Annotated in this window: 9 protein-coding genes and 5 tRNA genes; 4 read left to right on the top strand and 10 right to left on the bottom strand. The window is 46.8% G+C overall.

The genetic code is table 11. From position 1 onward, the window contains the following. Window positions 1–161: 161 nt before the first annotated feature. The 8 genes from clpX to MHN33_RS22500 form a co-directional block, all read right to left on the bottom strand. The gene (clpX, locus tag MHN33_RS22535; RefSeq protein ID WP_239401562.1) at window positions 162–1445 is read right to left on the bottom strand and encodes an ATP-dependent protease ATP-binding subunit ClpX; all 1284 of its coding nucleotides are present in this window, start codon (window positions 1443–1445) and stop codon (window positions 162–164) included. Between the two features lie 143 nt (window positions 1446–1588). After that, entirely contained in the window at window positions 1589–2206 is a 618-nt protein-coding gene (clpP, locus tag MHN33_RS22530; RefSeq protein WP_239401560.1) for an ATP-dependent Clp endopeptidase proteolytic subunit ClpP, read from the bottom strand. Window positions 2207–2489: 283 nt separating this feature from the next. Continuing rightward, the gene (gene tig / locus MHN33_RS22525) at window positions 2490–3797 is read right to left on the bottom strand and encodes a trigger factor (RefSeq protein ID WP_239401558.1); all 1308 of its coding nucleotides are present in this window, start codon (window positions 3795–3797) and stop codon (window positions 2490–2492) included. 333 nt (window positions 3798–4130) lie between these two features. Continuing rightward, window positions 4131–4207: transfer RNA gene (locus tag MHN33_RS22520), tRNA-Pro, on the bottom strand. 19 nt (window positions 4208–4226) lie between these two features. Further along, window positions 4227–4303, bottom strand: a tRNA-Pro gene (locus tag MHN33_RS22515). Between the two features lie 19 nt (window positions 4304–4322). Then, a tRNA-His gene (locus tag MHN33_RS22510) sits at window positions 4323–4398 on the bottom strand. A 23-nt stretch (window positions 4399–4421) separates the two neighbouring features. Beyond that, window positions 4422–4498, bottom strand: a tRNA-Arg gene (locus MHN33_RS22505). 68 nt (window positions 4499–4566) lie between these two features. After that, window positions 4567–4643: transfer RNA gene (locus tag MHN33_RS22500), tRNA-Pro, on the bottom strand. 380 nt (window positions 4644–5023) lie between these two features. Here MHN33_RS22500 and folD point away from each other — a divergent pair. Together folD and MHN33_RS22490 are read left to right on the top strand one after the other, a co-directional pair. Continuing rightward, window positions 5024–5878 (top strand): bifunctional methylenetetrahydrofolate dehydrogenase/methenyltetrahydrofolate cyclohydrolase FolD, encoded by an 855-nt coding sequence (gene folD / locus MHN33_RS22495; protein WP_239401556.1) that lies wholly within the window; start codon window positions 5024–5026, stop codon window positions 5876–5878. A 134-nt stretch (window positions 5879–6012) separates the two neighbouring features. After that, window positions 6013–6564, top strand: a complete 552-nt coding sequence (locus tag MHN33_RS22490; RefSeq protein ID WP_239401554.1) for a GNAT family N-acetyltransferase — start codon at window positions 6013–6015, stop codon at window positions 6562–6564. On the opposite strand, the gene MHN33_RS22485 is transcribed toward MHN33_RS22490, so the two are convergent. After that, on the bottom strand, window positions 6561–6884 hold the full coding sequence (locus tag MHN33_RS22485; RefSeq protein ID WP_239401552.1) for an FHA domain-containing protein: 324 nt from the start codon (window positions 6882–6884) through the stop codon (window positions 6561–6563). The genes MHN33_RS22490 and MHN33_RS22485 overlap by 4 nt on opposite strands. A gap of 233 nt (window positions 6885–7117) precedes the next feature. Between MHN33_RS22485 and MHN33_RS22480 the strand changes: the two genes are divergently transcribed. Then, on the top strand, window positions 7118–7948 hold the full coding sequence (locus tag MHN33_RS22480) for a transporter substrate-binding domain-containing protein (RefSeq protein ID WP_239401550.1): 831 nt from the start codon (window positions 7118–7120) through the stop codon (window positions 7946–7948). A gap of 87 nt (window positions 7949–8035) precedes the next feature. Here the strand turns inward: MHN33_RS22480 and pyrC are convergent, their stop codons facing one another. After that, on the bottom strand, window positions 8036–9079 hold the full coding sequence (pyrC, locus tag MHN33_RS22475) for a dihydroorotase (RefSeq protein WP_239401548.1): 1044 nt from the start codon (window positions 9077–9079) through the stop codon (window positions 8036–8038). A 210-nt stretch (window positions 9080–9289) separates the two neighbouring features. On the opposite strand from pyrC, the gene MHN33_RS22470 reads away from it, so the two are divergent. After that, window positions 9290–11680, top strand: a complete 2391-nt coding sequence (locus MHN33_RS22470; RefSeq protein ID WP_239401546.1) for an EAL domain-containing protein — start codon at window positions 9290–9292, stop codon at window positions 11678–11680. Window positions 11681–11959 lie beyond the last annotated feature (279 nt).

The raw sequence follows: 11959 nt of genomic DNA, 5'->3' as shown, positions 1-11959 counted from the left end.
TTAGTTGTTCTAAATGAGAAATTTTTAACGCTGTTAGCGTCATATTTGCTCCGTCAAATTGAACAGGTATTAAGTAAAATTGGTATTGTAGATTGCTGGTACAACTAAACTGTAGACAAAAAAAGGAGCCTGAGGCTCCTTTTTGCGATAAAACCAAGTCGTTACTCCGACGCAGCTTTATCCTGACTGTTATTCTCGTAAATCAAAATTGGGTCAGATTCACCCTTAATGACGGTTTCATCTACCACAACTTTACTCACATCTTCTATCGATGGGAGTTCATACATAGTATCCAGCAGGACACCTTCAACAATCGAGCGTAATCCGCGCGCACCGGTTTTTCTGTCCATTGCTTTGCGAGCAATGGCTTTAAGTGCATCTTCACGGAACTCCAGTTCAACCCCTTCCATCTTGAACAATGCACCATATTGCTTAGTTAATGCATTTTTAGGTTCATTCAGGATCTGGATCAATGCGTCTTCATCCAATTCGGCCAGAGTCGCAACTACAGGCAGACGGCCGATAAACTCTGGGATCAGGCCATACTTGACCAGATCTTCTGGCTCAACATCCTTGAACGTTTCACTCAGCGAGCGCTCACTGTCTGATGATTTCACCTGCGCACCAAAGCCGATACCTGTGTTGGTATGGCTGCGTTGCTCGATAACTTTATCCAGACCCGCAAATGCGCCACCACAGATAAACAGGATCTTTGACGTGTCTACTTGTAAAAATTCTTGTTGGGGGTGTTTACGTCCACCTTGCGGAGGTACCGATGCAACAGTCCCTTCAATAAGCTTCAACAGCGCCTGTTGAACACCTTCACCAGACACATCTCGCGTAATGGATGGGTTATCAGATTTACGTGAAATTTTGTCAATTTCATCGATATAAACGATACCACGCTGTGCTTTTTCTACGTCGTAGTCACACTTCTGTAAAAGCTTCTGGATAATATTTTCAACATCCTCTCCCACATAACCTGCCTCGGTTAGTGTGGTAGCATCCGCCATAGTAAAAGGCACATCCAGTAAGCGAGCCAGTGTTTCTGCAAGGAGTGTTTTACCACTTCCGGTTGGGCCGATCAGCAGAATGTTACTCTTACCCAACTCTACATCGCCTTTCAGGCCTTGGTTTTTCAATCGCTTGTAATGGTTGTAAACAGCAACTGAAAGCACTTTTTTAGCGTGCTCCTGGCCAATCACGTAGTCATCAAGGTGATTACGGATCTCCCTTGGTACCGGCAATTTATCAGACGAATCGTGTTGCGGCGCTATATCCTTGATTTCTTCTCTAATGATGTCGTTACACAGTTCGACGCATTCATCACAAATGTACACTGACGGACCAGCGATCAACTTGCGTACTTCATGTTGGCTCTTACCACAAAATGAGCAGTATAAGAGCTTACTATTCTTGTCGCCGTCTGTAGGAGTGTCTGACATTCAGCTACCTCTTAAATTTGGTCAGTTATCTACTGAGATAACACAATACATATTTTAACTATACCAAAGAATTTTGTCTTTAGCATAGCCGGGTCAGTTGCATTTATCTAACTACAATCAGAAATGTACCAACCCGATACAGATTACTTGATGTTTCTGCTGCTATGAACGGCATCAACCAGGCCATAATCTACGGCTTGTTCGGCGTTCATAAAGTTGTCACGGTCAGTGTCATTGGCCACCACATCGTAAGGTTGGCCAGTGTGTTCAGCCATCAGACGATTCAACTTTTCTTTGATCGTTAGGATTTCTTTCGCATGGATCTCAAAGTCCGACGCCTGACCCTGGAAGCCACCCAGTGGTTGGTGGATCATTACGCGTGAGTTTGGCAGACAATAGCGTTTGCCTTTGGCGCCACCAGAGAGTAAGAATGCACCCATGCTGGCAGCCTGACCAACACACACAGTGCTGACATCTGGTTTGATAAAATTCATCGTGTCATAAATCGACATACCCGCAGTCACGGAACCACCTGGCGAGTTGATATACAGATAAATGTCTTTTTCAGGGCTTTCTGATTCCAAGAAAAGCAGCTGAGCAACGATCAGGTTTGCCATATGGTCCTCAACCTGACCGGTCAAAAAGATGATCCGCTCTTTGAGCAAACGAGAGTAAATGTCATAAGAACGCTCGCCTTTCGCTGTTTGCTCAACAACCATAGGGACTAACGCGTTAAGAGGATCAAACATACCGTCATTCATTTTATAGATTCCTTATAAACAGGGAAGTGCACTGCAAAAACCTGGCCGCCTGTCAGTTTCATACGAAGGACAAGCACAATTTGTTTACTCAAGTTACAACAAGCTTATAGACGTATGTTTATACAAAAGAGGCTGATAAACAAAAATATACGCACAACCGTGTTGCTTTGAGCAAAGAAACAAAAATGGCTCGCAGCACTGCAAAACACAGAGCAATACGAGCCATTTAAACGTTAGCTTAACAGTAAGTCAATGATTTCGTCTTTGACGAGATCAAAAGGGCTTACTGAGCTGCCTGTTGTGGGTTCATGATGTCGTCGAAAGACTTCTCAACATCAGCAACCTGAGCTGCTGCCAGAATCGCATCTACTGCTTGCTCTTCCATTGCAACGTTACGCATTTGCTGCATAAGCTGGTCGTTGCCTTTGTAGTAAGAAACTACTTCGCTTGGATCTTCGTAAGCAGAAGCCACAGTTTCAATGAGCTCTTCAACTTTTGCGTCATCTACTTTGATGTCGTTCGCTTTAATCACTTCGCCTAACAACAGACCCGTTTTAACGCGTGTTACAGCTTGCTCGTGGAACAGCTCAGCCGGTAGCTCTGGCATGTTCTTAGCATCGCCACCGAAACGTTGTGCAGCTTGCTGACGTAGTGCATCAATTTCCTGGTCGATAAGTGCTTTAGGTACTTCAACTTCGTTAGTTTCTAGAAGACCTTTGATCGCTTGATCTTTGATCTGAGCTTTAACAGCCTGACCAAGTTCACGCGTCATGTTTTTCTTCACTTCTTCTTTCAGTGCGTCAACGCCGCCTTCAGCAACCCCAAACTTAGTTGCGAATTCGTCAGTCAGTTCAGGCAGCTCCTGAACTTCTACTTTCTTCACAGTGATCTTGAACTGTGCTGCTTTACCCTTCAGGTTTTCAGCGTGGTACTCTTCTGGGAAAGTCACATCAGCAACGACTTCTTCGCCAGCTTTCTTACCGATGATGCCATCTTCGAAACCAGGGATCATACGACCCTGACCTAGCTCAAGAGGGAAGTCTTCAGCTTTACCACCTTCGAACTCTTCACCTTCAACAGTGCCCAGGAAGTCGATTGTTACACGATCTTTCTCGCCTGCAGCTGCGTCGCTGTCAGTCCAGCTTGCGTGTTGCTTGCGCAGCGTTTCCAGCATGTTAGCCAGGTCATCTTCAGTCACATCAACGACTGGCTTCTCTACTGAAATCTTTTCAAGGTCTTTCAATTCAACTTCTGGGTAAACCTCAAAAGTCGCATCAAATTCTAGATCTTTACCTGCTTCAAGTGATTTAGGAGCAAAGGTAGGTGCGCCAGCTGGATTGATTTTCTCAGCGATAATTGCTTCGATGTAGTTGCGTTGCATCAGCTCGCCCGCCACTTCCTGCATGACAGCAGCACCATAGCGCTTTTTGATTACAGATACTGGTACTTTACCGTGACGGAAGCCGTCGATACGCTGTGTTTTAGCCAGTTGTTGTAAGCGTTTTTTTACTTCAGTCTCAACGTTCTCAGCTGGAACTGTGATAGTCAGACGGCGCTCAAGACCTTGAGTCGTCTCAACAGAAACTTGCATGATATAACCTCAATTTTCATTTTTGGCGACTACGCGCCTTCCTTACAAACAAGTCGACTTTTTACCAGATCAGATGACAGCAGACCATCATATTTGCTCAATCTCTATTAAGCAGATCACCGCTAAAAACATCCCAACATTTGATGTTTAAGAATCAGTGCTGATCTCTGTCAGACTTGCTGCCTGCCCAGACAGGGCGCTATGTTAAATAATAGACGCGGCATTATAACCTATAAAACGGGAGAGTCGAGCAATCGGGGCAAATAATTGATGTCGCTAAGGACAAAATTAAAGGAACAAAACAGATTTAGAAAAAATATAGAAAAGAGGAAGTGGTCGGCGATGCAGGATTTGAACCTGCGACCCCTTGGACCCAAACCAAGTGCGCTACCAAGCTGCGCTAATCGCCGAATATATCAAATTTGAAAGTGGTCGGCGATGCAGGATTTGAACCTGCGACCCCTTGGACCCAAACCAAGTGCGCTACCAAGCTGCGCTAATCGCCGAACATATAGGTTTTGTAGATGGGGCGACTGACGAGGCTTGAACTCGCGACAACCGGAATCACAATCCGGGGCTCTACCAACTGAGCTACAGCCGCCACTACAATGTGGATTTTAAAAATGGCGCACCCGGAAGGATTCGAACCTTCGACCGACGGCTTAGAAGGCCGTTGCTCTATCCAACTGAGCTACGGGCGCGGCGCAAAGAATGCTTCTTCGTGCATACCACCAACTTTCGTTGATAACTTTCTTTTTAGAAAAGAAAGTGGTCGGCGATGCAGGATTTGAACCTGCGACCCCTTGGACCCAAACCAAGTGCGCTACCAAGCTGCGCTAATCGCCGATGAGTGTTATTTCAGAGTTTCTCTTGCGAGCCCCTCGTTGACAACGGGGTGCATAATAGTGATTTGCCCGGATGAGGTCAAACATTTTTTTTAGAAATCATGCCGACTGACTATTTTTACTTCAAAACGTTTAATAAATATAACAAAACGATTGGTTTTCCAGCAATTCTGTCTTCCTCTGGGGTAATAAAGTGGTCCTGTCGCGGATCCAGCTTGGCTATTTAGGGGATTTTTGCGAAAATAGTAGCGGCTCTATGAGTTTTGCTATCAGCCCCGGCGCTGTTAGTTATGACTCAGATAGCCTCTTTAATTAGAGTACCCTCTTTAATACACTCTATGAATCGTTCAAGTAATTAACCCTTAAATTTAAAGGTCAGTCATGACGGCAAACATCATCGACGGTAAAGTGATTGCGAAACAAGTTCGCAATACCGTAGCCAACCGCGTTGCAGCGCGGATCAATCAGGGGCTCAGAGCGCCAGGACTTGCAGTTGTACTGGTAGGCCAGGATCCAGCCAGCCAGGTTTACGTTGGCTCAAAGCGCAAAGCGTGTGAAGAAGTAGGCTTTGTTTCTAAGTCCTACGATCTACCCGCGGACACAAGCGAGGCGCAATTGCTGGAGTTGGTCGAAACGCTCAATCAGGACCCGCATGTTGATGGTATCCTTGTCCAGCTGCCATTGCCTGACGGACTGGATGCCGAGAAAGTGTTGGAGCGTATTCACCCGCACAAAGATGTTGATGGCTTCCATCCCTATAATGTTGGACGTCTGGCACAGCGTATGCCAGCATTGCGTCCCTGTACACCAAAAGGGATCATTACCCTGCTTGACTCAACAGGTGTCAGATATAAAGGCATGCACGCTGTTGTGGTCGGCGCCTCCAATATCGTCGGCCGTCCAATGTCACTTGAGTTGTTGCTGGCAGGCTGTACGACGACCGTTTGTCACAAATTTACCCAAGATCTTGAAGCGCATGTGCGCCGCGCCGATCTACTGGTCGTTGCCGTCGGTAAACCAGAATTTATTCCTGGTGACTGGATCAAAGAAGGTGCCATGGTCATCGATGTGGGCATTAACCGGCTAGAGTCTGGCAAACTGGTCGGTGATGTACAGTATGATGTTGCTGCACAACGAGCAAGCTTCATCACGCCAGTACCAGGTGGTGTAGGACCAATGACTGTCGCGAGCCTGATCGAGAATACGCTCGAAGCCTGCGAAAACTACCACAGTTAACCTTCTCATAGCAGGTGTGCACGGCACCTGCTTATCCCCTCGCCATATTTTCATTGTCAATCTTGGATTCAATCTAGCATGTCCCAGGATCTGGGCTATTATTGAGCTGCGCTTGCTACCAATAAAGGACCATGATGACCGCATTTATCCAGCCACAGCAGCACGCCTTTACGCTGCAATGCTATACACCAGGTACACTTAACGATGAAGACACACTGAGGCTGGGCCAGTTTCGCAGTGCGGTATGGCACGCGCAAGGACATACCATCTCACACTGTGCAACTCCTGAGTATTGGCTTGAGGACGCAGACAATGAAGCATATATCTGGCTAGTAAAACATCAGGGCAATATCATTGCGACGGCCAGAATGAATCTCTGTACTCACCTTGCACACCTACCCGAGCAACAACTTTATCAGCCGCTGAGCGACCGGTTGGCTATGCCTTTAGCAACCTGGGGCCGGCTTGCCGTGGCCGCACAGTGGCGAAGCCAGGGACTCGCCAATCAGCTTATTGAAACACGCCTGATGCTGGCTAAAGAGCTAGGATGCCGGTGTATTGTATTAGACTGTCCGGTGTCACGTGTAGCAGCTATGCAGGCTCATCACTTTAACGTGCTACTCCCTCCCCAGGCCGGAATTTTGTTCCCTGATATTCAATTTGTCGTAATGGGTCGCTGGCTTTAACACTGCAACTTGGTTGACTCAGGCGGAGAAAGTGAACTGACAACAAAGCTGTGGGGGTGAAGGTCTGAAAAGGTGATGACATCACCCAAATTAAGTACCATATTGGTATTTGGTGTGATTTTAAGCTGGTTTACGAACACCCCGTTTTTGCTGATATCTCTCAGGACCCACTGCTCGTCACACCAGGTAATAACGGCATGATGGCGCGAAATTTCGATCCCCAACACCTGAGTATCCACCTCACACTCAGCACGACCAAAGCGATGTCGTGGCTTGAGAGGGATGTGCTCATTGGTTTGTGCTAATAAAAGGTGTGCCATGCCTGTGCCTATCTAAATGTCCTGACGTAGCACCTTGCTACAGTGCGTATCTCGGAAAGAAAAAATACTCTATTATCCTACATGTGATTGTAATCGTTACTGCACAAGGATGACATTACGTCGTCTTACACCTCGGATTTGTGGCCAGAATGATTCTGTGAAGAGATCCAGCACTGGCATCTGAACAGATATTATCTAAAGTTACAGGAAGGTTTCCTTCAGGAAATACAGCAGTGTCAGAAGCAGTTAAAACAAGACAGTGCCGTTACCAGCATGGCAAGTACTCTGGCTACACTCTGATTATACATATACTATTTATTTGCGGTGTTTTCGCCGCTTTTATTGTGCGTGCGACAAGTCCGGTACCTGTCACGATTTTGGCTGATGACAGCTACCCACCTTACTCCTATGTTCAGGATGGTAAGTTAGTGGGCATTTACCCAACGCTGATCCAAGAGGCTGCCAAACTTATCAAGGAAGAGTATCTGGTTGAGCTTCGCCCCATTCCCTGGAAAAGGGGAGTTGCTGCGCTTGAAAATGGCGAAGCGTTTGCACTGATGCCACCTTATATTCACCGTGACACACGCCCTTTTATCTGGCCATATTCGGTGGCCCTGAAACAGGAAGAAGTCGTCGCATTTTGCAACCCGGGTGTCACACTGCAACATATCGAGCAACGTGATAACGAATTACCACCCATTAATATTGGCTTGAATGCCGGGTTTCTAATCCTCGACGAGGTGCTCAAACAAGCAAGAAAAGCAGGACGCATTATCGTCTGGGAAAACAAGAATACCCGCGCCAATATCGTCAAATTATATAAAAAAAGAGTCGACTGCTATATCAACGACAGGCTCTCGACTTTGATTGGTATTAGTGATCTGCAAGAGCAACTGCCCGGCATGACAGCTCAATCATTTGTAGAAGATCGCGTGGTACTAAGTCGTAGCGCCCATATCGGATACCTGAAAGGATATGAAGGAAAATACCCGTATAAAGCTGACTTTATCGCAAAAATGGATGAAGCCTTGAATACGGTTTTACAAAAAGCGACACCCCCCTGACTAAATCGAGCCAAGGTTACCCTTGAACAGCATTAAATTGCACAAAAAAAGGCAGCGTCGGCTGCCTTGTTATATCGGATCTAATACTTACTCAGCAACAACCTGCCAGTCGATGCTTGCACCGGCTTTAATTGGTACAACCTGAGTATCTCCAAGCGGATAAGATTCTGGCACTTGCCAGCTGCTTTTTTCCAGTGTGATGGTATCGGTATTGCGAGGCAATCCGTAAAAATCCGCACCAAAGTGACTGGCGAAACCCTCAAGCTTATCCAGTGCCCCGGCTTCTTCAAACGCCTCCGCATACAACTCAATGGCAGCGTGGGCGGTGTAAGCACCGGCACAACCACAGGCGGCCTCTTTTTTATCTTTAGCATGAGGTGCCGAGTCAGTACCCAGGAAGAACTTTCTACTCCCGCTGGTTGCCGCTCGTAGCAGTGCCTGCTGATGAGTATTACGCTTGAGTATTGGCAGGCAATAGTAATGTGGACGAATACCACCGGCCAGCATGTGGTTGCGATTATATAGTAAGTGATGCGCTGTAATCGTAGCAGCAACATTGTCTGGTGCTGATTCAACGAACTCAACTGCATCTTGTGTGGTAATGTGCTCAAGTACTATTTTCAGCTTAGGAAAGGCCTCGACTACTTTTCTGAGCTTAGTATCAATAAATACCTTTTCACGGTCGAAAATATCAATCGAGGAATCAGTCACCTCACCATGTATCAGCAGCAACATACCCACTTCCTGCATTACTTCAAGAACCGGGTAGATATTTTCAATGTCGGTTACGCCTGAGTCTGAATTGGTGGTTGCGCCCGCAGGATATAACTTTGCAGCGACAATATGACCACTGGCTTGTGCCGCACGGATCTCTTCAGCACTGGTGTTGTCGGTCAGATACAATACCATCAAAGGTTCGAACTGCCCGTTTGGCTTCGCAGCAAGAATTCGCTCTCGATACGCCAGCGCACTCTGCGTGCAGGTTGCAGGTGGCACCAGGTTAGGCATAATGATGGCCCGTCCCATATAGCGACTGATATCGCGCACTGTGTCAACGAGAACCGCGCCATCACGAAGATGCACATGCCAATCGTCCGGACGAGTGATTGTTAAGGTCTGTTTACTTGTCATTGCTCTTTCCCACTACTGAATTTGCCCGATCATAGGCTGAGCCAACGGGTTAGTAAAGTTTTTACGCCCAACCAGTCCATTCCGGTACTATTATATGTCGTAAAAGTGTCATCAGGTTTACAGCTAATAGCAATTTAATTGCAACATTGACTGTAACGCATGATTTAAGAGCGTTAACATAGTAGAAGATTAAGTAATCAGGCCCAAGCCATGCCAATACTGTCAGAAGCAAAACTAGAATCAAAAACCGAACAGTTAAGCATCATTAACCAATTTTCTTCATCACTACTGCAGATCACGCATCTTGATGAACTCTTTGACTATGTTACCAGTCAGGTCGTAAGCAAACTGGGGTTTGTCGACTGTGTTATTTATCTCAGTGATCCGGCTGGCCAGTTTCTCGACGTAGTTGCCAGTATGGGCGTTGCGCATAAAGACATCAGCCATCAGGTAAGCCAGCAAAAGATCCCTATCGCTGCCGGGATCACTGGGCATGTAGCGCGGACCAAGCAACCTTTTCTTTCTGGGAACGTTGCCCTGGAGCCCATGTACATTGCTGATGCACGACCGGCGCTATCCGAGCTGTGCGTACCTTTGGTATATGAAAACTCCTTACTCGGGGTGATTGATTGTGAGCACCCGGAAGCAGACTACTTCACGCAGGCGCATTTGCAGATCCTTTCAACCGTGGCACATTTACTCAGCGCCAAAATTCATCAGGTGCGAACACTCGATCACCTCACCGCCACAGTAGAACAACTTCACCAGGCACAGCAGCTGGAAAAGTGCCTGCTAAAAATCGCCAATATCACCTACCAGTCACGCAACCTGGAAGCGTTTTATGATGAGCTATACGGCATTATCTGTTCGCAGCTCCCAGCAGAGAACTGCTTCATTGGATTGTACGACACCCAGCAGGATGTTCTGGAGATCGATTATTTGATAGAGGCCGGTGTTAAATGCAGTGCTCACCAGAAAGTCTCTAAAGAGCAAATCAAACACACCGCATCCTACTACATTATCAAGCAACAACAGCCCTTGTTATGTGACCACCAGCAATTTTTGCGCCATATCAGAAAGCAAAACTTCAGAATGGTTGGCCGTTCGCCGCGCTCCTGGCTCGGTGTACCTTTCGTGGTCAATGACCAGTATCAGGGTGTGGTTGTGCTACAAAGCTACGACAATGACCGGGCATTTAGTCAACACCATAAAGCCATTTTAACTTATATCAGCCGCCAGCTCAGTATGGCAATCGACAGGCGCCTTGCCCGCCAGGCACTGGAACACAGAGCACTGCACGACGACCTGACAGGTCTGGCAAACCGTTATCTGATGCTGGAGCGTATTAAACATGCCATATTATCTTTAAGAAGAAGTCAGCCAGTCCGCCAACACTGTCTGCTATACCTTGATTTGGACAGGTTTAAGAGCATTAATGATGCGCTTGGACATGATGTGGGCGATCATTTTTTGGTCGCCATCGTTAATCTTATCCGGGCCAGTATTCGTAAAACAGACACCTTCGCACGCCTGGGAGGTGATGAGTTTGCCATATTCATGGAGAACATCAGCGACAAACGTCAGGTTGAAATGGCGCTGGAACGGATCACAGGCGCTATAGCCAGGCCCATTCAAATTGATGGTCATTTATTACAAGCTTCCAGCAGTATTGGCGTTGCATTTACTTCGAGCGACTCAGATAGCGCCATTACCCTGCTCCAGCAAGCCGATGCCGCTATGTATGAAGCTAAGTCGGCGGGGCGCAGTCAGATCCGGTACTTCAATAATGAAATGCGTAAAAAGCTCAAACAGCAAGCCGACATAGAAAACGATTTACAAAATGGGATCAAAAATGGGGAGTTTGAGTTGTACTATCAACCCATATTTACGCTGGCTCAACCTAGGGTTGTCAGTTTTGAATCCCTGGTGCGCTGGCACCATCCGAAAAATGGCCTGGTCACACCAGATGACTTTATTCCCATTGCTGAACAAACAGGTCAGATCATAGAACTTGATTTACACTTGCTGGAGCTTGCAGCAAAACAAGTGTCGCAGTGGCAGAATATTGGGATCGAGGCGGTGAGCCTGACTGTGAATGTCTCGTCACGCCATTTTGCCAGCCTGGAGTTTGTCGAACAAATCGCGTCCTTATATCGCACCTACGGCCTGAGTCAGGGCGCACTCAGCCTTGAAATTACGGAATCCGGCCTGATTGAAAATATCAACCTGGCCACTAAAGTTATCAAAGGCTTATCACCCTTTGGGGTTAAACTCTACCTGGATGACTTTGGTACCGGCTATTCTGCGCTTGGATACCTGCACCAACTGCCCATTCATGTGCTAAAAATAGACAAAAGTTTTATCAACCAATTGAAGGATGAGGAAAACCCATTAGTTGATGCGATTTTGTCGCTGGCAAAATCTCTGGACCTGGAAGTTGTGGCCGAAGGTATTGAAACGGAAAAGCAGTTTCAACTGCTCAGCACCAAAGCGTGTCAATACGGCCAGGGTTTCTTAATTTCTCATCCTCTAAAAGCCGCACAGGCCTTAGCCTTTTTGCAAAAAAACCAAATTAAAGCTGTAACAGAAACAGACCTTTGAAGAAGCGCAATGCGCCAGGGTCAAAACAGACACGTCCGTTCCGCTCTGTGCTGGTTAGCCATTTCAGCAATAAATGATTGAAGCACAGTCATAGTGAGTTCAGTCACCCTGTGTTCATGCAAACGGACTGACAGGAAGTACACCCGCAATACTCAACCGCTGACGGTGAGCACACCGTGTTGACCCATATGATTTCTGCTGAGACTAAGACGGTCAAATGCGAAAACGGACCTGAATTTTCCTCATTGATGCGCCCTCATATGCAACTTGAGTAAAATT

The sequence above is a fragment of the Pseudoalteromonas sp. OOF1S-7 genome (genome assembly GCF_022347765.1).
In the GTDB taxonomy this organism is placed as follows: Bacteria; Pseudomonadota; Gammaproteobacteria; order Enterobacterales; family Alteromonadaceae; genus Pseudoalteromonas.
Note: the sequence above shows the minus strand (reverse complement) of the source record. Positions and strands in the feature narration are given on the sequence as shown.

Excerpts from the sequence above, each read along its gene's own strand:
- clpX (WP_239401562.1), bottom strand. The coding sequence starts at position 1,445 with ATGTCAGACACTCCTACAGACGGCGACAAGAATAGTAAGCTCTTATAC.
- clpP (WP_239401560.1), bottom strand. The coding sequence starts at position 2,206 with ATGAATGACGGTATGTTTGATCCTCTTAACGCGTTAGTCCCTATGGTT.
- tig (WP_239401558.1), bottom strand. The coding sequence starts at position 3,797 with ATGCAAGTTTCTGTTGAGACGACTCAAGGTCTTGAGCGCCGTCTGACT.
- folD (WP_239401556.1), top strand. The coding sequence starts at position 5,024 with ATGACGGCAAACATCATCGACGGTAAAGTGATTGCGAAACAAGTTCGC.
- MHN33_RS22490 (WP_239401554.1), top strand. The coding sequence starts at position 6,013 with ATGACCGCATTTATCCAGCCACAGCAGCACGCCTTTACGCTGCAATGC.
- MHN33_RS22485 (WP_239401552.1), bottom strand. The coding sequence starts at position 6,884 with ATGGCACACCTTTTATTAGCACAAACCAATGAGCACATCCCTCTCAAG.
- pyrC (WP_239401548.1), bottom strand. The coding sequence starts at position 9,079 with ATGACAAGTAAACAGACCTTAACAATCACTCGTCCGGACGATTGGCAT.
- MHN33_RS22470 (WP_239401546.1), top strand. The coding sequence starts at position 9,290 with ATGCCAATACTGTCAGAAGCAAAACTAGAATCAAAAACCGAACAGTTA.